Origin of the sequence: Embleya sp. NPDC020630 (genome assembly GCF_044334985.1) — a bacterium.
Lineage (GTDB): Bacteria > Actinomycetota > Actinomycetes > Streptomycetales > Streptomycetaceae > Embleya.
In genome coordinates, this window is sequence record NZ_JBIRUB010000007.1 from 26,776 (window position 1) to 49,035 (window position 22,260).

General features: G+C 72.7%; 26 protein-coding genes. 11 read left to right on the forward strand and 15 right to left on the reverse strand.

The genetic code is table 11. From position 1 onward, the window contains the following. The first annotated feature begins 160 nt into the window (after positions 1-160). Entirely contained in the window at positions 161-415 is a 255-nt protein-coding gene (locus ACH4XV_RS23940) for a hypothetical protein (protein WP_395792998.1), read from the forward strand. 28 nt (positions 416-443) lie between these two features. Here the strand turns inward: ACH4XV_RS23940 and ACH4XV_RS23945 are convergent, their stop codons facing one another. The 6 genes from ACH4XV_RS23945 to ACH4XV_RS23970 all read right to left on the reverse strand — a co-directional run bounded on the left by ACH4XV_RS23945 (position 444) and on the right by ACH4XV_RS23970 (position 6,277). Then, on the reverse strand, positions 444-1,460 hold the full coding sequence (locus tag ACH4XV_RS23945; protein ID WP_395793000.1) for an NADP-dependent oxidoreductase: 1,017 nt from the start codon (positions 1,458-1,460) through the stop codon (positions 444-446). An 81-nt stretch (positions 1,461-1,541) separates the two neighbouring features. Then, a complete protein-coding gene (locus tag ACH4XV_RS23950) occupies positions 1,542-1,994 on the reverse strand; it encodes a MaoC family dehydratase (RefSeq protein WP_395793002.1) in 453 nt (150 codons plus the stop codon). A gap of 72 nt (positions 1,995-2,066) precedes the next feature. Then, positions 2,067-2,852, reverse strand: coding sequence for a 3-oxoacyl-ACP reductase FabG (fabG, locus tag ACH4XV_RS23955; RefSeq protein ID WP_395793004.1), 786 nt, complete (start codon positions 2,850-2,852; stop codon positions 2,067-2,069). A gap of 265 nt (positions 2,853-3,117) precedes the next feature. Continuing rightward, positions 3,118-4,194, reverse strand: a complete 1,077-nt coding sequence (locus ACH4XV_RS23960) for a WD40 repeat domain-containing protein (protein ID WP_395793006.1) — start codon at positions 4,192-4,194, stop codon at positions 3,118-3,120. A 109-nt stretch (positions 4,195-4,303) separates the two neighbouring features. Next, entirely contained in the window at positions 4,304-5,284 is a 981-nt protein-coding gene (locus tag ACH4XV_RS23965; RefSeq protein ID WP_395793008.1) for a zinc-binding dehydrogenase, read from the reverse strand. Positions 5,285-5,416: 132 nt separating this feature from the next. After that, positions 5,417-6,277: a tetratricopeptide repeat protein gene (locus ACH4XV_RS23970; RefSeq protein ID WP_395793009.1), complete on the reverse strand. Its 861-nt coding sequence runs from the start codon at positions 6,275-6,277 to the stop codon at positions 5,417-5,419. Between the two features lie 117 nt (positions 6,278-6,394). On the opposite strand from ACH4XV_RS23970, the gene ACH4XV_RS23975 reads away from it, so the two are divergent. From ACH4XV_RS23975 to ACH4XV_RS23985, 3 genes are all read left to right on the forward strand, one after another. Continuing rightward, positions 6,395-7,048: a M15 family metallopeptidase gene (locus ACH4XV_RS23975; RefSeq protein ID WP_395793011.1), complete on the forward strand. Its 654-nt coding sequence runs from the start codon at positions 6,395-6,397 to the stop codon at positions 7,046-7,048. A 241-nt stretch (positions 7,049-7,289) separates the two neighbouring features. After that, the gene (locus ACH4XV_RS23980) at positions 7,290-8,660 is read left to right on the forward strand and encodes an alkaline phosphatase (protein ID WP_395793013.1); all 1,371 of its coding nucleotides are present in this window, start codon (positions 7,290-7,292) and stop codon (positions 8,658-8,660) included. Between the two features lie 154 nt (positions 8,661-8,814). Continuing rightward, positions 8,815-9,249: a GNAT family N-acetyltransferase gene (locus ACH4XV_RS23985; protein WP_395793015.1), complete on the forward strand. Its 435-nt coding sequence runs from the start codon at positions 8,815-8,817 to the stop codon at positions 9,247-9,249. A gap of 24 nt (positions 9,250-9,273) precedes the next feature. On the opposite strand, the gene ACH4XV_RS23990 is transcribed toward ACH4XV_RS23985, so the two are convergent. Then, positions 9,274-10,044, reverse strand: a complete 771-nt coding sequence (locus ACH4XV_RS23990; RefSeq protein ID WP_395793017.1) for a helical backbone metal receptor — start codon at positions 10,042-10,044, stop codon at positions 9,274-9,276. A 56-nt stretch (positions 10,045-10,100) separates the two neighbouring features. On the opposite strand from ACH4XV_RS23990, the gene ACH4XV_RS23995 reads away from it, so the two are divergent. After that, positions 10,101-10,781: an MSMEG_1061 family FMN-dependent PPOX-type flavoprotein gene (locus tag ACH4XV_RS23995; RefSeq protein ID WP_395793019.1), complete on the forward strand. Its 681-nt coding sequence runs from the start codon at positions 10,101-10,103 to the stop codon at positions 10,779-10,781. A 120-nt stretch (positions 10,782-10,901) separates the two neighbouring features. Then, on the forward strand, positions 10,902-11,501 hold the full coding sequence (locus ACH4XV_RS24000; RefSeq protein WP_395793751.1) for a CatB-related O-acetyltransferase: 600 nt from the start codon (positions 10,902-10,904) through the stop codon (positions 11,499-11,501). A 16-nt stretch (positions 11,502-11,517) separates the two neighbouring features. On the opposite strand, the gene ACH4XV_RS24005 is transcribed toward ACH4XV_RS24000, so the two are convergent. Beyond that, complete coding sequence (locus ACH4XV_RS24005; protein ID WP_395793021.1) at positions 11,518-12,072, reverse strand: TetR/AcrR family transcriptional regulator; 555 nt, start codon at positions 12,070-12,072, stop codon at positions 11,518-11,520. A gap of 118 nt (positions 12,073-12,190) precedes the next feature. On the opposite strand from ACH4XV_RS24005, the gene ACH4XV_RS24010 reads away from it, so the two are divergent. The 3 genes from ACH4XV_RS24010 (at position 12,191) to ACH4XV_RS24020 (ending at position 13,320) form a co-directional block, all read left to right on the forward strand. Beyond that, positions 12,191-12,742 carry a carboxymuconolactone decarboxylase family protein gene (locus ACH4XV_RS24010; protein ID WP_395793023.1) on the forward strand — a complete coding sequence of 184 codons (552 nt, stop codon included), beginning with the start codon at positions 12,191-12,193 and terminating at the stop codon, positions 12,740-12,742. Next, positions 12,739-12,951: a hypothetical protein gene (locus ACH4XV_RS24015; protein WP_395793025.1), complete on the forward strand. Its 213-nt coding sequence runs from the start codon at positions 12,739-12,741 to the stop codon at positions 12,949-12,951. The genes ACH4XV_RS24010 and ACH4XV_RS24015 overlap by 4 nt, the downstream gene beginning before the upstream one ends. Before the next feature lie 78 nt (positions 12,952-13,029). After that, positions 13,030-13,320, forward strand: coding sequence for a hypothetical protein (locus tag ACH4XV_RS24020; protein WP_395793027.1), 291 nt, complete (start codon positions 13,030-13,032; stop codon positions 13,318-13,320). A gap of 44 nt (positions 13,321-13,364) precedes the next feature. Here the strand turns inward: ACH4XV_RS24020 and ACH4XV_RS24025 are convergent, their stop codons facing one another. Next, complete coding sequence (locus tag ACH4XV_RS24025) at positions 13,365-14,228, reverse strand: siderophore-interacting protein (RefSeq protein WP_395793029.1); 864 nt, start codon at positions 14,226-14,228, stop codon at positions 13,365-13,367. 291 nt (positions 14,229-14,519) lie between these two features. On the opposite strand from ACH4XV_RS24025, the gene ACH4XV_RS24030 reads away from it, so the two are divergent. Together ACH4XV_RS24030 and ACH4XV_RS24035 are read left to right on the forward strand one after the other, a co-directional pair. Next, positions 14,520-15,596 (forward strand): enoyl-CoA hydratase/isomerase family protein, encoded by a 1,077-nt coding sequence (locus tag ACH4XV_RS24030; RefSeq protein ID WP_395793031.1) that lies wholly within the window; start codon positions 14,520-14,522, stop codon positions 15,594-15,596. Between the two features lie 452 nt (positions 15,597-16,048). Further along, a complete protein-coding gene (locus ACH4XV_RS24035) occupies positions 16,049-16,258 on the forward strand; it encodes a hypothetical protein (protein WP_395793033.1) in 210 nt (69 codons plus the stop codon). Between the two features lie 152 nt (positions 16,259-16,410). On the opposite strand, the gene ACH4XV_RS24040 is transcribed toward ACH4XV_RS24035, so the two are convergent. The 6 genes from ACH4XV_RS24040 to ACH4XV_RS24065 all read right to left on the reverse strand — a co-directional run bounded on the left by ACH4XV_RS24040 (position 16,411) and on the right by ACH4XV_RS24065 (position 22,259). Continuing rightward, entirely contained in the window at positions 16,411-17,121 is a 711-nt protein-coding gene (locus tag ACH4XV_RS24040) for an AAA family ATPase (RefSeq protein WP_395793035.1), read from the reverse strand. 341 nt (positions 17,122-17,462) lie between these two features. Beyond that, entirely contained in the window at positions 17,463-19,043 is a 1,581-nt protein-coding gene (locus ACH4XV_RS24045) for an MFS transporter (protein ID WP_395793037.1), read from the reverse strand. 152 nt (positions 19,044-19,195) lie between these two features. Beyond that, complete coding sequence (locus tag ACH4XV_RS24050) at positions 19,196-19,855, reverse strand: pentapeptide repeat-containing protein (protein WP_395793039.1); 660 nt, start codon at positions 19,853-19,855, stop codon at positions 19,196-19,198. Positions 19,856-20,342: 487 nt separating this feature from the next. After that, positions 20,343-20,960 carry a hypothetical protein gene (locus tag ACH4XV_RS24055; protein WP_395793041.1) on the reverse strand — a complete coding sequence of 206 codons (618 nt, stop codon included), beginning with the start codon at positions 20,958-20,960 and terminating at the stop codon, positions 20,343-20,345. Continuing rightward, entirely contained in the window at positions 20,947-21,132 is a 186-nt protein-coding gene (locus ACH4XV_RS24060) for a hypothetical protein (RefSeq protein ID WP_395793043.1), read from the reverse strand. The genes ACH4XV_RS24055 and ACH4XV_RS24060 overlap by 14 nt, the downstream gene beginning before the upstream one ends. 143 nt (positions 21,133-21,275) lie before the next feature. Further along, entirely contained in the window at positions 21,276-22,259 is a 984-nt protein-coding gene (locus tag ACH4XV_RS24065) for an STM4015 family protein (RefSeq protein WP_395793045.1), read from the reverse strand. Position 22,260: the final 1 nt, after the last annotated feature.

Sequence of the window (22,260 nt, forward strand, 5' to 3'; positions counted from 1 at the left end):
GCCACGAGGAGCGGGATGGCCGGGCACGGCCCGAGCACCGGGTCGGCGAGCGCCGCGAGAAAACGCTGCGGTCGGTTGGGCACCGGGACTACCGTCGGCACAGCGACACGAACGCACAGCGCGGTCGATGCGGGGCCGGGGATGCGACGGGGGCAGGGTCGTGTGGAATCGGATTCGAGGGTGGGCGCGCGTCCTGGTGGTGCTCGCGCTGCTGGGCGCGGGCACCACGCAGTGCGCGCGGGGACCGGGTGGGCGGCCGGTGGTCGCCTTTCCCTATCTCGCCGCGGGCACCCGGAATACCCACCCGGTGACCAAGGAACCGCTCGACCTGGGTGGCAGCCGGGCCGCCAACGCCGCCGCCCAGGAGCGGGGTTGGCCCCAGGTCCTCGCCCTGCTCGCGTCCCTGACCCGCTGAGCGACCGGCCCCGGCCCCGGCCGACCGCTCAGCGGATGCGCAGCACCAGCTTGCCCGTGTTCGCCCCGGTGAACAGGCGCAGCAGGGTCTCCGGGAAGGCCGTGACGTCGCCCTCGACCACGTCCTCGCGCGCGCGGAGTCGGCCGTCCGCGAGCCACCCGGCCAGCTCCGCCGTCGCCTCGGGGTAGCGGTCGGCGTAGTCGAAGACCACCATGCCGGTCATCGACGCCCGGTTGACCAGCAGGGAGAGGTAGTTGCTCGGGCCCGGGCCGGGTTCGGTGTTGTTGTACTGGGAGATCGCGCCGCACACGATCACCCGCGCCCCCCGGGCCAACCGGGTCAGCGCGGCGTCCAGGATCGTGCCGCCGACGTTGTCGAAGAACACGTCCACGCCGTCGGGGCAGTGTTTGCGCAGCGCGGCGGGCACGTCGTCGTTCTTGTAGTCGACGGCCGCGTCGAAGCCGAACTCCTCGGTCAGCGTGCGGCACTTGTCCGGCCCGCCCGCGATGCCCACCGCCCGGCAGCCCTTCAACCTGGCGAGCTGGCCGGCCACGCTGCCCACCGCACCGGCCGCGCCGGACACGAGTACGGTCTGCCCCGGTTGCGGGCGGCCGATGTCGAACAGGCCGAAGTACGCGGTCAGTCCGGTGGCGCCGAGGACGCCCAGGTGGGTCTCGGGCGGGGCGATGCCCAGGTCCACTCGGCGCACCCCCTCGCCGTCGGTCTCCGCGTACTCCTGCACGCCGAACCGGCCGAACACGTGGTCCCCGACCGCGAAGTCCGGATGCCGCGAGGCGAGCACGCGGCCGACGCCGCCGGCGCGCATCACCTCGCCGATCCGCACCGGCGGGATGTACGAGCGCACGTCGTTCATCCAGCCGCGCATCGCCGGGTCGAGCGAGATGTGCGAGACCTCGACCAGGAGGCGCCCCTCGGCCGGTTCGGCCACCGGTTCGGTGGTCAGCTCCCAGTCGGTGGGCACGGGCAGGCCGGACGGGCGCGCGGCCAGCCGGATCTGACGGTTCGTGGCGGCGGGCGTGGTCATACGGGACGCAACTCCTTCGTCGTGGACGTGCCGGACGGGCGGTCGGACGCAAGCTCGTGGGCGGTACGGACGCCGGACGGGTCAGGGGACGAGCAGGGAGAGCGTGTCCGCGACGCACGCGGGCTTTGCGACGCCCTCGATCTCGATGGTGTGCCGCACCGTCAGCCGCACCCCCTGCGCGGTCCGTACCGCGTCGACCAGGACCGCGTGGTCGCGGATCCGCGCGCCGACCGGCACCGGGGCCGGGAAACGCACCTTGTCCGAGCCGTAGTTGACGCCCATCCGCACCCCGCGCACGGTCAACAGGTCGGCGGCCAGGACCGGGATCAGCGACAGGGTGAGATAGCCGTGCGCGATGGTGGTGCCGAACGGGCCGTCCTTGGCCCGTTCGGGGTCGACGTGGATCCACTGGTGGTCGCCGGTCGCGTCGGCGAAGGTATCGATGCGTTCCTGGTCGACGGTCAACCAGTCACCGGTACCCAGTGGTTCGCCCTTGGCCGCGAACACCTCGTCGACGTTCTCGAACACACGCATGGTGGATGCTCCTTCGGGATGGACCCGGGCCGGGGGTGGCCGGCCCGGGCGCCTGGGTGTATTGCCCCGCGGTCAGCAGAGCGGGCCGCCGGCGACGTAGATCACCTGGCCCGAGACGAAGCCCGCGTCCTCGCCGGTCAGGAACGCGATGGTGTTGGCGACGTCCTCGGGGCGGCCGACCCGGCGGACCGGGATCTGCTGGGCCGCGGCCTCCTGGAACGCCTCGAACTCCATGCCGACGCGGGCCGCGGTGGCCGCGGTCATGTCGGTGACGATGAAGCCCGGCGCCACCGCGTTGGCGGTCACCCCGAACTTGCCCAGCTCGAAGGCGAGGGTCTTGGTGAAGCCCTGAAGTCCGGCCTTGGCCGCCGAGTAGTTGGCCTGCCCCCGGTTGCCCAGCGCGGACGAGCTGGAGAGGTTGACGATCCGACCCCAGCCGGCGGCGGTCATGTGCGCCTGGACCGCGCGGCTCATCAGGAACGCGCCGCGCAGGTGTACGTCGATGACCGTGTCCCAGTCACCGTCGGACATCTTGAACAGCAGGTTGTCCCGGATCACGCCGGCGTTGTTGACCAGCACGGTCGGCGCGCCGAGGGTGTCGGCCACGCGCGCGACGGCGGCGTCCACCTGGTCGCCGACGGTGACGTCGGCGCCGACCGCGAGCGCCGTGCCGCCGGCCGCGACGATCGCGGCGACCGTGTCGGCACAGGCGGCCTCGTCCAGGTCGAGCACGGCCACGGCCCTGCCCTCGGCGGCGAGTCGGCGGGCGGTGGCCGCGCCGATGCCGCGCGCGGCGCCGGTGACGATGGCCACGCGCGGGGTGGTCGAGGTCACGGTCGCGGGGGTGTTCTCGGTCATGGGTGCGGGGTCCTCCGGGTCGTCGCCGGCACGGGAGGGCCGGCGAATACGGCGCTTCCGAACGCCCCTTGGGCGACCCGCGCCCGTCCGGCCGAAGGCGCCGACCGGGCGATGCTCGCGGGTCTCGGAGCGTGGAGTAGCGGGATTCTGCTGTGCGGTAACGGTACCGACCGGTCGGTATCAAGGCTAGAGCGCGCCGCGAACTCGTTCGGGTCGAACGGGCGCCGGGAGGCGTGGGCGGGGGGGTGGGCGGGGCGGGCGGGTGTCAATCGTGGCGCAGTACCGCGAGTTCTCGGCCGAAGGCGACGACGACGCGGCCGCCCGGGGCCACGGTCAGCGCGCCGACCGGGAGGGGGAAGAGGAGGCGGGGGCCGATGGGGGTGTGGGTGGTCAGGTCCCAGACCTGTACCGTGCCGCGCTCCCCCGTCGGGATGGTCGGGGCGGTCGGTGCGGTCACGCCGCTCGCGCCCGTGGAGCCGCCGGCGACCACGATCGGGCGGCCGGCGAGCAGGCCGGTCGCGACGGCGGAGACGTCGGCGGCGAGTGGCGCGCCGATCGGCTCGCGGGTGAGCAGATCCCAGACCCGCGCCGCCTGCCGGCTGCCGGTGACGGCGACCGGGCGGCCGTGCACGACGGCGGTGGCCACGCCCGTCACCGCGCGGGAGTGTCCGGTCAGCGGTGCGCCGAACTCGGCGCCGGTGGCCAGGTCGATCACCCGTACCGCGTTGTCCGCGTCGCCGTTCCGGGCCGTCTCGGGGCCCACGATCGCCACCGGACGCCCGTCCAGTTCGGCCGTCGCCACCGCCCGCACCGATCCGATCAGCGGTTCGCCGACCGGCAGGCCCGTGGCCGGGTCCCACACCCGTACGCCCGCCGAGTCCCCGGTGACCGCCACCGGGCGGCCCGCCACGGTGGCCCGCGCGGCGCCCACCCACGCGGTCCGGCCGACCAGGGGCCGGCACACCTGGCGGCCGCGGTCCAGGTCGAACACCCGTACCGTGGCGCCCCACCCGGCCGTCCCGGCGACCACCACCGGCCGGCCGCCGACCAGCGCGGTCGTCACCGCGGTCACCCGTGCGTCGTGCCCGACCAGGCGTTCGCCGACGGACCGTTCGGGGACCAGGCCGCAGATCCACACCCCCTCGGGCCCGCCGTCGGCCCGGCCGGTCGTCCGCGCCGGCGGATCGGTCGCCGTCCAGGGGCCCGTCACCCAGTCCGGCCGCCGGCGCGAAGGCAGTTCGCGGTCGGCCCGATCGGCCCGGTCGGTGGGAGGGGAGGTCTCCGACGTGTCGTCGTCGATCGTCGCGAGCCAAGAAATATCGCCCTGCGCAACGTTGGACATATCACCATTGTGCCCATCGGCACCCGCCACGTGCACGGTCTCCGGCCCGCCGCGCCGGCCGAAAACCGGCGCCGCCGGCGGGGCGTGACCGCGACCGGAACGGCGGCGCTCAGGCCCCGACCGTCAACACCACCTTGCCGTCCGTCGCGCGCGATTCCAGTGCGGCGTGCGCGGCCGCGGCCTCGGCCAACGGGAAGGCGGTGATGGCCGGCACCATCGTGCCGTCGGCGGCGGCGTTCAGGGCGCGGGCGGTCAATTCCGGCCAACCGCCCGCCGGGACCATGTTCGGCCCGATCGCCCAGGTCGCGGTCAGTTGCCGCTCGACCAGGTCGCGCGTGGTGATCTCGGTCGGCTCGCCCGCGGCCCAGCCGTACAGGAGGAACCGGCCGCCGGGGCCCAGGAGTTCGAGGGCCTGCCGGCCGAGGGCGCCGCCGACGCCGTCGAGCACGACGGTGGGTTCGCGGCCGGCCGACGCGGCCCGTACCCGCTCGGGCCAGTCCGCGTCGCGGTAGTCCACCGCGATGTCGGCGCCCAGCGCACGTACCTTGGACACCTTCGCCGGGCCGCCCGCGACCCCCACCACGAGTGCCCCGGCGGCCCGCGCGGCGCGGACGAACAGGCTGCCCAGGCCGCCGGCGGCGGACATCACCAGGACCACGTCCCGGGCGTCGATCCGGGCCACCCCGAGCACGCCCTGTGCGGTGGTGCCGGTGGTGATCGCCGCGACCGCCTCGGCGGCACCCAGGCCGTCGGGGATCGGGTGCACCGCGGCCAGGTCGGCGACCGCCCGCTCGGCGTACCCGCCGCCGTCGCCGAGCTGCGCCACGACCCGACGACCCAGCCACTGCGCGGCCACCCCCGGCCCGACCGCGCCGACCACGCCGGCCACCTCGCCGCCGGGCGTGGTCGGCAACGCCGGCGGCCGGTGCGGGCCGACCGCCTCCCCGCGCCGCAGTCGGGCCTCGATCAGATGCACACCGGCGACCTCGACGTCGATGCGTACCTGCCCCTCGCCGGGCCGAGGGTCCGGAACCTCCTCGAACCGCAGATTCTCGGCCGGGCCGAACGAATGCAGCCGGATCGCGCGCATGGGGTGACTCCCGAGTTCGAAGTGGGCGCCCACGATCCGAAGAACCGACGGGCGCCGCGTACGGGAGCCACTATGAAAGATGAAGCCGACTTGAGGTCAACTCAGCCGGGGAGCGCAACCCGCGAGGCGGGATCAGACCGGGACCAGGTCCGTCCACGAGCGGGTGTCCCCCAGGTCGGCCCAGGCGTTCAGGAGCGAGCGGGCCTCGGCCTCGGGAGCGGCGATCCGTACGCCCACGCCCACCCCGTGCCCGCTCGTGCGCTCCTGCTCGATCCGGCCCTCGGCGCAACACCCGCACAACATCCGGATGCCGGCGCTCGCCTCCAGGGCGAAGTCGCGTTCGGTGAAGGACGTCTCCAGCGCGTCGAAGTCCGCCTCCGCCGGCGCGGTCACCTCGGCCGTCCAGGTGGGCATGTCGGACGCACGCCAGAGCAGCAGTTCGTCGAAGACCGGATAGGTATCGCCGCCCATTACCCGCTCACCCTCGGGCACGCCGTCGTGCAGCACGATGTCGCCGAAGCGGCGGGCCGGGGACAGCGGCACGTTGAGCACCACCGCCCGGGTCGGGCAGATCCGCCGGGCCCAGACCACCTCGCGGCCCTCGGGGGTGTCCAGACGCACACAGGTGATCCCGAAGTCCTGGTCGATCTCCCCCGTGCCCGGCGCGATGTCGATGCCGTACGCCCGCCACGACGCGCGGGCCGTCTCCCAGTCGCCGAGCACGGTGGCGGCGATGCCCAGGTTCCAGTGCGCGGGATCCCCGGTGCCCGGCGGCGGCACCAGCGCGGCCGCCTGCCGACCGACCGCGAAAGCCTTCCGCCAGTCGCGCAGGAACTTGTGCGCCAGTGCCGCGTCGAAGGCCCACTGCCCCGCGAGCGCATGGTCGGGTTCGGCGGCGAGCAGCCGCTCGTACCGGTCGGCGGCACGCGCCCATTCCTGTCGGTCCCAGGCCCGTTCGGCCCGATCGATCAGGGCACGCGTGCTGCGGTTCATCGGTACGACTCCCTCATGGCCATCGTACGTCGACGGTCCGCACGGAGTGTGCCGGCCGACGACGACAGGCGTGGACGGTGTGCGCGGGGGCCGCCGCCGTCGGGAGATGATCTTCGTATGGATCAGATCATCTTGATGTCCGACCCGCTCGTGGCCGCCATCCCCGTCCGTGATCGCGGCGAGCCGCTGGTGGACGTGCGGGCGGACGGGTCGTTGCCGGTGGATCCGCGCCAGGCGGAGTGGGCCGCCGCGTACACCTTCGTGCGCGTAGGCGTGCTCGACCGGCTGATCAGGGCGCAGGCGGCGCTGCCCGACGGGCTGCGCCTGTTGTTCGTCGAGGGATACCGGCCGCCGGCGCTGCAACGCAGATACTTCGAGGAGTACGCCGACGAATTGCGCGCCGCGCACCCCGACTGGGAGGCCGACCGCGTCCACGTCGCGGCCAGCCGCTATGTCTCCCCGCCCGAGATCGCCCCGCACAGCGCCGGCGCCGCGGTCGACCTGACCCTCGTCGACCCGACCGGCCGCGAACTCGACCTGGGCACCCCGATGAACGCGAGCCCCGAGGAAAGCGCCGGCGCCTGCTACACCGCCGCAGAGGACATCACCCCGCAGGCCCGCGCCAACCGCGCCGTCCTGAGCGCCGCCCTGACCGAGGCCGGCCTGGTCAACTACCCGACCGAGTGGTGGCACTGGTCCTACGGCGACCGCTACTGGGCCCTGCTCACGAACACCGAAGCCGCCCTCTACGGCCCCCGCGAACTCCCCTGACCCACCCCCGCCGGGCCCGACACGCGTCGACCGGCGGTTCAGGCGAGCCAACCCAGTACGGGGGACGCCGGCGGGACGCCGGTCGTCCGTCCTCGATCGCAACCGGGTCGGAGTGCGCACTTCGGGCATGGGAACGGACATTCGGGTGTACGCGACACGTCATCTGTTCTTCGCCCCTTGGTTCCCCCCGGACTGATGGACTCGGCATCGTCGGCAACGCGTCGACCTCGAAGGAGGAAAAATGCCGGATCTGCGTTTGTCCCGTCGTCATCTCGCGTGGGGGGCGGCCGCCGTGTTGGCCGCCGGCGTCGCCGTACCCGGCGCGGCGTCGGCGTTCGGTCAGGCGGATCAAGCCCGGCACGCGATCAAGGACGGTCAGGCCAAGAACGTCATCATGCTGCTCGGTGACGGGATGGGCGACTCCGAGATCACCCTGGCCCGGAACTACTCGGTCGGCGCGGCCGGTCGACTGAACATGGACGGGTTCCCGCTCACCGGCGCGTACACCACGTACGCCGTCGACAAGGACAAGCGCCCGGACTACGTCACCGACTCGGCCGCGAGCGGCACCGGTTGGGCGACCGGACAAAAGACGGTCAACGGCCGCATCTCCAAGACTCCGGACACCAACAAGGCGCTGCCGACGATCCTGGAGCTGGCCAAGAAGAACGGCTACGCCACGGGCAGCGTCACCACGGCCGAGCTGACCGACGCCACCCCGGCGGTCCTCCAGGCGCACGCCACGGACCGCAGCTGCCAGGGCCCGGCGGACATGGCCAAGTGCCCGACCGACACGATCGCCGCCGGCGGCCCCGGCTCGATCGCCGAGCAGAGCGTCGCGGGCAAGTACGACGTCCTCCTCGGCGGCGGCAAGGCCCGCTTCGACCAGACCATCACGCAGGGCCCGTTCGCGGGCAAGACCGTGCTCCAGCAGGCGCAGGAGTCGGGCTACCAGATCGCCACCGACGCCGACTCGCTCAAGGCCGCGCGGGCCGGCAAGCCGGTGCTCGGCCTGTTCGCGCCGGTCAACGTCCCGGTCGAGTGGACCGGCAAGGCCGCCGCGGTCGGCGGTACCGAGCCGCAGCGCTGCGTCACCTCGAACCCGAACCGCCCGGCCTCCACGCCGACCCTGGTGCAGCAGACCGCCAAGGCGATCGAGCTGCTGGAGGCCAAGCAGTCCGGCCGCGGCCACGACCGCGGCAAGGGCTTCTTCCTCCAGGTCGAGGGTGCCTCGATCGACAAGCAGGACCACGCCGCCGACCCGTGCGGTCAGATCGGTGAGACCGTCGCGTTCGACCAGGCGGTCAAGCTCGCCCGCGAGTACGCGGCCAAGCACCCCGACACGCTCGTGGTGACCACCGCGGACCACGCGCACACCAGCCAGATCGTGCCGCTGGACGCCACCCCTCCGGGTCTGTCCTCGACGCTGGTCACCAACGAGGGTGTGCAGCTCAAGGTCAACTACTCGACCAACACCCCCGGCAAGTCGCAGGAGCACACCGGCACCGAGGTGCGCATCGCGGCCCAGGGCCCGCAGGCGTTCCGCGTGCTCGGCGTGACCGACCAGACGGAACTGTTCAACACGTTCCGGGCGGCGCTGCGACTGCGCTGACGTACGGCGCCACCGACGGGAACGAACGTAGTACGGCGGCTTCGGCCGTGATCGCGGCCCGCAGGCTCTCCCGCCTGCGGGCCGCGGCGCGTTCGTGTCCGCGCGCCTCCGATAACGTTCGATCTTCCGACGCATCGACGAAAAGAGGTGGCGCATGGTCGACATCGGCAGGCTGACCCCGGCGGATCGAGCCGACTGGCAGGCCCTGTTCGAGGGGTACAACACCTTCTACGAACGCACCCTCGCCCCCGAGATGTTCGACCGCGCCTGGAGCGCTTTTCGCGAGGACACCCGAATGCACGCGCTGGGTGCCAAGGTGGACGGGAAGCTGGTCGGCATCACGCACTTCCTGGTGCACGCGAGCACCACCGCGCCCGACGTCTGCTACCTCCAGGACCTGTTCACCGCGCCCGAGGCTCGCGGTCGGGGTGTGGCCCGGGCGCTGATCGGTGCGGTGACCGAGTGGGCGCGTGAACACGAGTGTTCCCGGGTGTACTGGTCGACCCATCAGGACAACACCACCGCCCGCCGGCTCTACGACCGGGTGGCGCTGAACCGCGGATTCGTGCTGTATCAGATCAACCTCTGAGCCGCGCCGCGAGTGCGCCCCGGGTCACCCGTCGAACCGGCCGGCGGCCGCCAGTTGCCCGGCGAGCACCGTGGGGGCCGCCGCCAACGACGGGCCGTACCAGGTGAGATGGCGCCCGTCGACCAGTGCGACCGCAAGGCCGGGGAACGCCTCCGGGCCGTCCTCGGCGGTGAACCGGTAGGGCTCGTCCGGGAGCACCACCACGTCGGGGTCGGCGGCGCGGAGTTCGTCGAGGGAGACCTTCGGCCAACGTTCCGGGTGCTGCGCGAACACGTTCGTCAGGCCGAAGCGGGCCAGCACGTCGGCGGCGAAGGTGTCCCGGCCGGCGACCATCCACGGCCGCCGCCACACCGGGACGATCGCGCGGCGCGGGGGGGCCGCCGGCAGTGCCGCCCACGCGGCCCGGCAGGCGGCGAGCCAGGGCGGCGCCGGCAGTCGGCAGCCGAGCACGAGCATGCGCTCCAGCGCGGTGAAGGCCTCGTTTAGACCGCGAACCCGGGTGACCCACACGGCGATTCCGGCCGCCCGCAGCGCGGCCAGGTCGGCCGGGCGGTTCTCCTCCTCGTTGGCCAGGACCAGATCCGGGGCGAGGGCGCGGATGGCGTCCAGGTCCGGATTCTTGGTGCCCCGGATCCGGACCACGTCCAGGTCGGCGGGATGCGTACACCAGTCGGTGGCGCCGACCAGCAGGCCGGGCGCGCTCACCGCGACCGCCTCGGTGAGCGAGGGCACCAGCGAGACCACCCGCCGCACCTCGTCGGGCACCGGCACGGGCAGGTCGAGATCGTCACGCATGCCTCGACCCTATGGGGACGGACAGGCGGTTCGGGAGCAGCACCTAGGGTGGCCGCATGATCACCAGCACCGAGAACCCCATCGCGGAGCGCGGTCCCAGTCTGTTCGACGCGTTGAGCGCGGACGCGATATCCGACGTCACGGGCCTGCGCGAGGTGTACGAGCATCCGGGCGCGGCCGCCGCGGCCAAGGAGATGGACCGGCTCACCGAGAAGACCCGCGCGCTGGTCGGCTGCGCGTCGTTGGTCTTCGTCGCCGGCACCGACGCCGCCGGCCGCTGCGATGTCACCCCGCGCGGCGGCCCGGCCGGGTTCGTCACCGTGCTCGACGACCGCACCCTGGTCATCCCCGACGCCACCGGCAACAAGCGCCTCGACACGCTGCACAACGTGGTGGAGACCGGCCGGGTCGGTCTGCTGTTCGTGATTCCCGGGCGCACCACCACACTTCGCGCCAACGGGCGCGCGTGCGTGTCCGCGCGGCCCGAGTTGCCGGCGCGACTCACGCCGGTGGGCAAGCCGCCGGTCAGCGCGCTCGAGGTCGAGCTGGACGAGGTGTACCCGCACTGCCCCAAGGCGCTGCTGCGCAGTTCGGCCTGGAAGCCGGACGGTTGGCTGCCGGCCGGCGCCCAGCCGAGTTCGGCCGAGGTGACCCTGGCCCAGCTGCGTATGCCCGGGTTGACCATCGAGGCCGTCCGGCAGGCGGAGGAGGACTCGTTGAAGTACCGGTACGAGTAGCCGGCGGCCACGCCCGAGGTGCCCAATCCCCGTCCCACCGGCCCCCGTCGGCCGGCCGATCCACCCTTGGAGTCCGCCGTGGAGGCCCAGACGCCCGCCGATCCCACCGTGCTGCACCCGATGCCGGGGCAGTCGCGCGTGGTCCTGCTCAAGCCGCTGGTGACCTCGCCGCTGATCGAGGTCGGGGACTTCTCCTACTACGACGACCCGGACGATCCCACCGCGTTCGAGACCCGCAACGTGCTCTACCACTACGGGCCGGAGCGGCTGGTGATCGGGAAGTTCTGCGCGCTGGGCGAGGGCGTGCGGTTCGTGATGAACGGGGCCAACCACCGGATGGACGGGCCCTCGACCTTCCCGTTCCCGATCATGGGCGGGTCCTGGGCCGACCACTTCGATCTGATCTCCGGCCTGCCGGGACGGGGCGACACGGTGATCGGCAACGACGTGTGGTTCGGGTATCGGGCCATGGTGATGCCGGGGGTCCGGATCGGACACGGCGCGATCGTCGCCTCCGGTGCCGTGGTGGTGGACGACGTCCCCGATTACACGATCGTCGGCGGCAATCCGGCGAAGCCGATCCGTACCCGGTACAGCCCGGAGGACGTCGCGCGCCTGCTCGAACTGGCGTGGTGGGACTGGCCGATCGAGCACATCACCCGGCACATCCGGACCATCGTGTCCGGCACGGTCGCCGAGTTGGCGGCGGTCGCACCGTAACCGAAGACCGGCACCCCTACCCGGCCCCGTCGGCCGCCAGCAGCGCCTGGGCGATCCGACGGGCCCGGACCGCCGGGGCGGGGGTGCGCTCACGCAGCGCGGTGACGATCGCACCGTCCATGAGCAGCGCGAACTCGCGCGCCAGGAGCGCCGGTTCCGAGACCTGCGCGGCGGTCAGGAGCTGCTCCAGGTAGGCCACCACCCGCTCCTTGTGGTCGGCCGCGACGCGGTGCGCCGAACCGTCCGGGTCGGCGGACTCGACCATCGTGTTGATGAACGCGCACCCCCGGAAGTCGTTGCGCGCGAACCGCTCGGCGAGCGCGTCGAACACGGCCGCCGGGCCGCCGCCCAGCGCCTCGACCCGCTCCGCCAGCCAGGCCCGCCAGCGCCGATCGCGCGCCTCCAGGACGGCGACGACGAGGTCGTCCTTGCTCGGGAAGTGCCGATACAACGACGCCCGGCCGACGCCGGATTCGGCCAGGATGCGCTCGATGCCGACGGCGCGGATCCCCTCGGCGTAGAAGAGTTCCTCGGCGGTGGCGAGCAGACGGTCTCGGGCTTTGACGGGCACGTTCGGATCCTAACCCCTCTTGACCGGAAACGGTACCGATCAGTACCGTCTGCAAAACGGCACCGATCGGTACCGTTTTTTGGCGGCACATCGAAGCGAGAGAGCAACGGGGGTTCACATGTCGTCCACACCCGCGCCCACACCCACATCCGCGCCTACGTCGCCCGGGTCGACCGACGCGCATGCCGACCTGCTGGCGCGGGTCGAGAAGCAGCTCGGCCGGGTGCCGAACCTGTACGCGGCGCTCGCGAGCGGTCCGGCCGCGCTGGAGGGTTACCTCGCGATGCGCGACCGGCTCACCCGAGGTGTCCTGCGGGCCCGCCTCCGGGAGCAGTTGGCGCTGTTGATCGCGCAGGAGAACGAGTGCACCTACTGCGTCAGCGCGCACACCTACCGGGGCGGCCTGATGGGCCTGACCGAGGACGAACTGCGGGAGACCCGGGACGCGCACGACGCGGATCCGCACACCGACGCCGTGCTGACCCTGGCCCGGCGGATCGTCCGCACCCGGGGCCGGGTCGGCGAGGAGGACAGGTCCAAGGCCCGCGCGGCCGGGGTCACCGAGGCCGAGGAGGCCGAGATCGTCGCGCACATCGCGCTGAACACGCTGTCCAACTACTACAACCACCTGGCTCGGCCCGAGCTGGACTTCCCGGAGGTGACCGCGTGACCCGCACCTGGCACACCGCGTCCGTCGAACTCGGCGACGGCTACCCGGTACGGAGCGCCGACGGCGTACCCACCACCTCCGTCCCGACCGCGCGCGTCGCGATCGAGGGCGGCTTCGTCCACCTCGGCATCCCCGGCACCGGTGTCGTCCAGGTCGTCTCCGCGCCGGCGGTACGGCTGATCACCTACCGGGAGGAGCCGGCGGGCTGAGCGGTGCGGCCGGCGACGTCGACGTCGTCGCCGGCCGCACGGGCGGAGGCGCGCGAGAAACGCGATGCGGATGCGCGGATGCGGGCACGTGCGCACGTGCGCGCCGAGGTCATGGGCCTCGTCGCGCACAACGAACTCCTGCTGCACGGGCGGGACTTGGCTCGCGCGCGGGGCCGCGAGTACACCGTGGACACGGCAAACCTGGAGGCCTCCCCGGCCTTCCTCGCCCCGGCCCAGGAGGCGGTCGACCCGGATCTGCCCGACCCGGACGCCATCTTCGCGCCGCCGCCGGCCGTCCCCGCCGACGCGCCGCTGCTGGACCGGGTGGTCGCGATGGCCGGCCGCAGCCCGTCGTGGCAGGCGGCGTAGGCGCGACGGCGACAGACGGAGACAAGGGGTCGGGCCCGGTTCGCTCAGGAGCCGGTCGCCGCCGCGTCCGCCATCCGCTCGCGTGCCTCGGCCAGGTCCGCCTCGGTCGGCGCGTCGTCCTGGGTCAGCCGCAGCCGCCAGTAGCCCGCGAACTCGACCGCCCCCTTGGCCAGTCCGCGCTCGTCGACCAGGTGCCGGCGCAGCGCCCGGACCGTGCCCGCCTCACCCGCCAACCAGGCCCGCGTCGACCCCTCCGGCAACCGGGCGGCCCGAAGCGCCGCCGGCAGCAGGTCACCGTGCCCGGCCGGCACCGTGCCGCGATGCAGCCAGTGCGTGGTGAGCCGGGCCCGGGTGCGGAAACGTTGCTCCTCGGCCGCGTCCACCACCTCCGCGTACACGATCGCGTGCGTGTCCTCGGGCAACGCCGCCAGGATCGAGCCGATGGCCGGCAGCGCGGTCTCGTCGCCGACCAGGAGATGCGTGTCGGCGGCGCCGAGCGGCCTGGCGTAGGCCGCCGAGGGGCCGTAGCGGGCGAGGATGTCGCCGGGGCGCGCCGACTCGGCCCACCGGGTGGCCGGGCCGGCGTCCGGGTGCAGCACGAAGTCGACGTCGATCGCGGCGCGTTCGCGGTGGTGGGCGCGGACCGTGTAGCTGCGCATCCAGGGGCGTTCGGCCTCGGGGATGGCCAGGAACGCCCCGTACCACCGCCCGAGGTCGTCCGGATCCTCCTGCGGCAGCAGCGGTACGCGTTGTCCGGCACGCGGGAAGCACAGCTTGAGCTGCTGGTCGGGCCAGGTCGCGAAGTCCTCGCCGAGCCCCTCCCCGGTGAAGCTCACGCGCGTCATGCGCGGGGTGATCCGGGTGACCTCGGCGACGTGGAGAAGAGAAACAAGCGGTGATCCGCCCATGGCGCAAACCCCCATGAATGCGTCGATTGACGACGGTTGGGTGAACCGGCTTGGGTAGGTCTAGCAAGAAATCGCGCGACTTTGTCAAGGCGATTTTGCGAAAGGATTCTCCGCGCCGGGCGGTCAGCGCAGGGGCCCGCAAGGGTGCGTGCCTGCGGAGCGTCGAGGGCCGGGCGATACGGTGCCGAGACAGATCGTCGGGGTGTACGGACGCCGGGGAGCCGCGAACGGGGCGGGTCGCCGGGGCCGCCGCCGATCGGCTTTTTCCGGACCCGAAGGGAACGACGCACCATGACGCCGCACGCGCAGCCGCCGCAGCCCGCCCCCGAGGACACCGTGCTGGTCGATCGCATCGGACCGGCGGGCCGGCTCGGTCGGATCACCCTGAACCGGCCGCGCGCGATCAACGCGCTGGACCACCCGATGGTGCGCCGGATCACCGCCGCGCTCGCCGAGTGGGCGGGGGACGACTCCGTCGCGGCCGTACTGATCACCGGCGCGGGCGAGCGCGGACTGTGTGCGGGCGGGGACATCCGGGCGATCCGCGCGGACGCGCTCGAAGGCGGGCACGCGGCGCGCGAGTTCTGGCGCGACGAATACCTGCTCAACGCGCGGATCGCGGCGTATCCGAAGCCCTACGTCGCGATCATGGACGGCGTGGTGATGGGCGGCGGCGTCGGCGTCTCGGCGCACGGCGACGTACGCGTCGTCACCGAGCGCTCGACGGTGGCCATGCCGGAGACCGGGATCGGCTTCGTACCGGACGTCGGCGGCACGTACCTGCTCTCCCGCGCCCCCGGCGAACTCGGCACCCATCTGGCGCTCACCGCCGGTGCGATCGGCGCCGCCGACACGATCCTGTGCGGGCTCGCCAACCACTTCGTTCCCTCGGACCGGCTGCCCGCCCTGCTCGACGCCCTGGCCGCCGACGACCCGGCCGAGGCGACGGCCCGCCACGCGGAGCCCGCGCCCGCCGGCGTACTGGCCGATCGGCGCGCCTGGATCGACGCGTGCTACGCGGCGGAGACCGTCGAGGAGATCCTGGATCGGCTGCTCGACAGCGGCGAACCGGCGGCCAAGGAGGCGGCCGAGCTGATCGCGGCCAAGTCGCCCACGGCGCTGAAGGTGACGCTGGCGGCGCTGCGCCGGGCCCGGCGGGCCGGGTCGCTCGGGGCGGTGCTGGACCAGGAGTACCGGGTCTCGTGCGCGGCGGTGAGCACGCCCGATCTGGTCGAGGGTGTACGGGCGCAGGTGGTGGACAAGGATCGCCGACCGCGCTGGTCGCCGGCGACGCTCGCGGAGGTCGGGGCGGCCGACGTGGAGGCGTTCTTCGCGCCGCTCGGGGAGCGGGAGTTGGGACTGGGCTGAGCGGGAGGCGAGCGGGGCGGCGGGGTGTTCTCGTCCACGTAGGCGGCCAGGTCGTGGCCGTCGAGGGCGCGGTGCTCCTCGCTGATCGGGACGAAGCGCGGGGTCACGTCCCAGTGGTTGCAGAACGTCTCCCAGACCACCTGGACCGCCGAGCTCATCACCGGTTCGGCCGGTCGCCGGTCCTCGATCATCGCGGTGTGCGGGTACTCGTCCTTGTCGACCATGTTCTTGTCGAAGGACTCGGTGTACAGCCGGGCGGCGTCTTAGGGCGCGGGGCCGGTTGCCCGGTTGGTTCCGGGGCGGCGGGTGGGGATCCCTAGGACGCCTTAGGGGTCTCGGGGTTTGTCCGGCGTGTGGGGATGGGGCATCCGCCCGATGTCCGGGGCCCACCTGGGCCGCGAAGCTGTTACCACGAACCGGGGAGGCCGGGTCGGGGGTAACGGGAGACGGTCATGATCGAGTACGAGATGTTCAAGGCGCGCGAGCGGGAGATCCTGGCGGACGCGGACCGCGCGGCGCTGCGGCGCACGGCGTGGCGGGAGCGGCGGGCCGAGGCCAGGATGCGCCGGGCCGAGCGGGCGGGAGCGGTGGCGCTCACCACGCTCGCCGTGCTCGAACCGGCCCACGACATGCACCGTGGGCTGCACCTGTTGGCGCGGTGAATCATGCTTCCGATGAGTGGCGCTCGTCCGCCGGGCACAGGGGACTCGGCGGCCGGCGCGGCATCGGGGACACGCGAGCCGACGGGGCGGCTCGGATCGGGGCGCGGCGCACGGGGTCGCCGCTGGTGCGGCGACGCGCCCCGCCCCGGCCGCTATGACGCGGGTTCGGGGGCCCTCGGGTCGCGTCGGGGTCGGGTGGCGACGACGTGGGCGGGGGGCGCGGTGGGCGGGACCGGAGGCCGCTCGGGGGTCTTTGGACGGGGATCGGCCACGCGGTCCGGGCCGAATTCCAGGGCGACCACGTGTTCGCGCAGGGTGCGGTCGAGCAGTACGACGGAGGCGGCCTCGGGGACGACCGCTGCGCCCTGTGCGGACAGCGCCAGCAACAACCGGGTCAGGCCGCGCCGATGCCGGTCGAAGACCCGGCCGGGCACCCAGCGTCCGCGCTTCTCCTGCCCGGCCAGCGCGTCGGCGGCGTCCACCGCGAGCAGGACCAGGTGCAGTTCGCGTCGTTGCCGTTCGGCGGACCTGGCCAACCACCGACGCATCCACGATCGGCTGCCGCAGTCGTGCACGAGGACCGGCCTCCCGCTCCGCACGTGTGCGCGCAGCCGCCTGACGTGTTGCAGCCGCACCCACGGGCGATACACCGCGTACGGCAACCACGAGGGCATCCGGTCCTGATACTCGACGTGCGCCGTACGCGGGTCGACCACGACGGCCGATCCGGACCAGCGGTTCAGCAGCGTGCTCTTACCGCTCCCCGGCAGCCCGGAGACCACCACGACGGCGCCGGCGGGATACCCGAGCACGGCGGGCCCGTGCTCCTGCCCGCGCAGATCGACGAGTCCCCGCGGTCGCATCAGTCCTCCGGATCCCCCGGCCGACTCCTCCCTCGCACCCATCCGGTCCGCCCCCTGCATCTCGCCCACCGCCACTTCCCCCGCCCGTGCCGCACCCGGCGACATCCGCCTCCGCCGCGTCCCTCGACGCATCGGCACAACTGCCCCGGCGCGACAGGACCCGCGGTCGGGCGCGACACCAGCGGACATCCTCACAGGTCGCGCCGCTCGCCGCCCGCCCGGGCCCGCCCGGGCCCGCCAACGATAATCATCGTCACCCGAAATCCCGCGCCCCACGCGAGCGCGTCCGGGCGATCGGCGTACGCGAGCCCGTCCGGGATCGTCGGGGGTCGCGAACGTGTTCAGCCCGCCGCCGGCGGCGGGGCCTCGTGGCGGTCGGATTCGCGGATGAGCACCGTGCACAGGATCGCCGCCACGAAGCCGATGACGGCCATCAGCAGGCATATCTGGGCCAGGCCGGAGGTGAAGGCGCCCCGGGCGTCGGCGAGCGCCGCCGGGTGGTCCTTCAGCGGGGCGAACCGGCCGGAGGCGACCCCGTCGCGAACCCGGTCGGCCGCGCCCGGGGGCACACCGCCGCCGGTGAGTACGTCGTCGCCCAGGTCGTCGGCGATCCGCGCGGTCAGCAGCGCGCCGCCGGCGGCCACGCCGATCGAAGTGCCCAGCGGGAAGAACATGTTGGTGGCGCCGGAGGCCATCCCGGCCCGCTCGGCCGGTACCACGCCCACCGCCACGCCCATCAGCGGCGGGAAGCTCAATCCACCCGCGATGCCGAGCAGAATGAAGCCCGGCAACATGACCGTCCACGAACTGTCCGCGTCCACCCGGGCCATGGTCAAAGACCCGACCCCGGCCACCGCGAAGCCCACCCCGATCGCCTGACCCGGCGTCAGCACCCGCTGTACCAGCCCGCTCAGCGGTGCGATCAGCAGGAGCGGCACGGTCAGCACCAGCATCTTGACGCCGGTCCGGAACGGCGAGTTGCCGAGCATGCCCTGCAACCACAGGATCAGGAACGGCAACAGCCCGAACGAGGTGATCCGGCCGAACAGACTGGCCAGGATCGCCCCGGTGAACGACGGGATCCGGAACAGCCGGACATCGAGCAGCGCGATCGACGGCCGGACCACCTCGACCACCACGAAGGCGACGATCAGTAACGTCCCGACGATCAGCGTGGTCAGCACGATCGTCGCGGTCCACCCCTCCTCCGGGCCCTTGATCACCGCGTAGTTGAGCGCGAACAGGCCGCCGATCGCGAGCAGTACGCCGGCCAGGTCGAGTCGCCCGCGCCCGGCCGTGTCGGTGGTGTCGTCGGGCAGCTTCAGCCAGGTGCCGACCACGACCAGGACACCCACGGGGAGGTTGATCAGGAAGATCCACCGCCAACCGAGCCCGTCCACCAGTGCCCCGCCCACCAGCGGCCCGAGCGCGGCGGCGGCACCGCTGAGGCCGGAGTAGACGCCGATCGCGGTCTGGCGGGTGCGCCCGGAGTAGGCGGACGCGAGCAGCGCCAACGAGGTGGCCATCACCATCGCCGCGCCCACGCCCTGGATGCCGCGGAAGATGATCAGCGTGCCCACGTTCGGCGCGAACGCGCAGGCCGCCGAGGCGACGGTGAACAGGGCCACGCCCGCGCCGAACACCCGCCGCCGGCCGATCCGGTCGGAGACCGAACCGGCCGCGAGCAGCAGCGCGGCGAAGGCGAGCGTGTAGGCGCTGACCACCCACTGCAGGCCACCGAGCCGGGCGCCGAGATCGTCGGCGATGTCGGGCAGCGCGACATTGACGATCGTCACGTCGAGGGTCATCAGGATGCCGGCGCCGCTGACCAGTATGGCCGGCCAGCGGGCCGCCGACGCCGCCGCGGCCGAAGGTGGTGATGCGTTCGAGGTTGACGGGGTGGGGGATGCGGGCTGAGCCATGGTTGCGCACGACCTCACGCTTCGGGAATGGAACGGCCTACTCACCCAGTGTGCCCGGGTGGTTGCGCTGCGATCCGCGAACCTCGCGCCTGTTCCTCTCGGCGCGGAAATCGGGGCGGCGACGGGCCGGCCGGCCAACTCCCCGTGTGCGCCTACCGGTCCTTGACGATCAGGCCCAGGACCTGGGCGAGCGCCGGGGCCAGGTCGAGGAGTTGGGCGCTGTCGACGGTCGCGCCGCGCAATGCGTCGACGCCGGAGGCGAAGCCGAGCGCGCCGGCCTCGCGCAGGTCGACCCTGGTCAACACGGCATTGTCCAGGCGGACCCGCTCCAGGGTCGAGCCGGGGAAGCGCAGATCGGTCAGCGTCGCGCCGGCGAAGTCCACGTCGCGCAGCAGGCAGTCCACGAAGGAGACCTCGCGCAGCTTGGCCCCGCGCAGGTTGACCGAGTCGAACTTGCAGTTGTGGAAGACCACGCGGCGCAGCCCGGCGCCGAACACCTCGAGGCCGGCCAGGACGCACGCGGTGAACTCGGCGTCCATCCACGTCGTTTCCGCGAGGTCGGTGCCGACGATGCGGGCGGCGTGCAGCCACACGTCGTCGAACCGGGCGCGGCGGAAACGGCCGCCGTCGAAGCTCACCGAGGAGAAGGCCGACGAGGTGAACGCGGTACCGCCGCCCTCCACGTCCGTGAACACGCCTCCGTCGAAGTGTGCGAACTCGTGGTCGCCTTCCCGGTCGAGTTCGCCGTCGAACGCCACGAGCCGGTGGGCGTAAGGCAGTTGGTCGAAGTCACGAGGGGCACGGGCGCGCATCAGGAATCCTCCACGAACGCATCATCGGGACCGGGTCCCGCGGCTTGCCCGCCCACGACCGTCGCCGAACGGGGCGCGGCGGGCGGGGTCCATGCCTATCGCGCGACGCCGCGATCCACCGAATCGACGCGGCCTCGCGCTCGGCGCCCGGCGGCATCCGCGACTCCGAGCGAGGCCGCCACCAAATGCGGCGACATCAACATGAACTTCCTGGGTGACACAGATCACATCGCATCGGATGAGACCGCGTCGCCTGCTCTCCCGATCGACACCCGGCACCAACTCCGTTGCGCGGTAAGCCCGTTGCCGGCGGGTGACGACGCTCGGCGACGCGGGCGGCCGACCGGAGCCGAGTTCCGTGAGAACGATCGTGCGACGGAGGACGACTTACGCATCACCTCCCGGCCGACCTCGCCGAACCCCGCCAGGGACACTCCGACCCGCGTCGCGCTTGGCGAGACGCACCGCCGCATCGGCGGGCGGGAGGTCAGGAGACGAGGCGGCTCGGGTCGACCACCTCGACGTCGGCCCGCACCGGCCCGCCGATCCGCCACCCGTCCTCGACCAGGAGGGCCCGGCACTCGGTGAACCAGTCGTGGACCTCGGCCGCGGTGCCCACCAGGACCCGCGCCGGCAGGTGCTCGACCCGAGACCCGATCGGCAACATCCGCAGCCACACCGGGGCGACCGCGCCATCCGCCGGGTATTGGCGGACCAGCGCATGGATCCGACCCGACACCGCGATCGTCTCTACGGCGTCCTGGTCGGCTTGTTCCAGTACCCGACGCCCCGACACGTGCAGCCGCGAGCCCCGCTCGTAGCGGCCCGACCGCAGGTAGGCCAGCGCCCGCAGGTACTGACGGATCGCGACCAGCACCGGATCCGACGCACGCTTCGCGGCCCACTCCATGCGGTCCAGGGCGACACCGCAGAGGTCGTGATACCCGAGTTTGGTCGTCACGTCGTAGGCCGTCCTGAAGGCGCCGGCCAGTACGGCGTATCCGCGCTCTCGGCCATCGGTCGACACCTCGTGAACCGTCGCGGTCAGCTCCGCGATCAGACCCGGCAACTCCAGCCCCACGGCGCGGAGATCACCCGCGCACAAGCCGACACAGCTCCTCGGCATGCGCCTCCAAGGCGGCGAGATCACGCGGGACGGTGCCTTCATCCGCCCCGATGTCGTACAGATCCAGCGCCTCTCGAATCGGATGGATCAAGGCGTCGAGGCGATCCTGACGCAGCTCGTGAAGGTGGGGCTGCGAGGTCAGGGTGGCCACGTCCACGCTGAGCGCACGAGCACAGCCCACCGCCGAGGCCGACGCCGGGTACGCGCCCCTCGCACCGCAGTGCGCCCGCGGGGCACAGTCGTCTCCGCGCACTCCTCGCACGGGGACGTCATGGGGAGTGGGCACCACCCCCGTTACTCGGACACCTCGACGTATCGCCATACCTCGGCTCCGTCCGGGTTGTCCTCCTCCTCGACGTCGTCGAGGCCGAGGACGATGCCGGGCAGGGCCTCCGCCAGTCGGTCGCGCATCCGCTTGGTCATGAAGTGGTGGCTCACGATGAGTCGTTCGAGGTGGGTCAGCGGCTGTCCGGTGAGCAGTGCCTCGGCGCCCTCGTCACCCAGTGTGCCCATGGACAGGTCGAGCGTCCGCAGGGGGGAGACGATCGGGGCCGAGGCGACGGCCGCGCAGATCTCGTCCTGGATCTCGCTGTTCATCAGGCCGAGTGTCGTGAGCGCGGGCAGGCCGCGGCCGTCGAGGATGCCGGCCAGGTCGTCTACGGTGGCGTCGCCGCCGTACTCCTCGACGCCGAGCCACAGTTCGAGGGACTCCAGGGCGGGGAACACCGATGCGCCGACGGCGCGCACCACGTCGTCCGGGAGGCCGCCGCTCTGGAACTCCAGGGTCCGCAGCGCCGCGTGCTCGACGGGGTCGAGGATGAGCATCGAACCGCCCTTGATGATCAGGGTCTCCAGGTCGGGGAACACCCGCAGCAGCGGCGTGACGTTGCTCTGCTGGATCCAGGAGATCTCGTTCTCCTCGCTGCGGATGTCGCCGAGGAACAGGTGGCGCAGTGCGGGCAACCGGTCGGCGTGGGCGACCAGTTCGTCGACGGCGATGCCGGAGGTGTCGTCGCTCTCCCCCCAGCAGCCGATGATCAGCGCGCTCACTTGTGTCGTGTCGACCGTGGCGACGAAGCGCGCGAAGTGCTCGGGGAAGGTCTCGGCCGCCCGGTATGGCGGGATCCGCAGCGACCACGCAGCCTTGTCCGCGGCCGGCAGCGGCTGGGGGCCGCCTGCGCGAGCGTTCTCGAGCCACGTGGCTTTCGGGTTCGGGATGTCGTTCAGGCGAGCGACGGGCAGGCCGCCGAAGGTGTTCGCTTTTGCGTACGTGTCCATG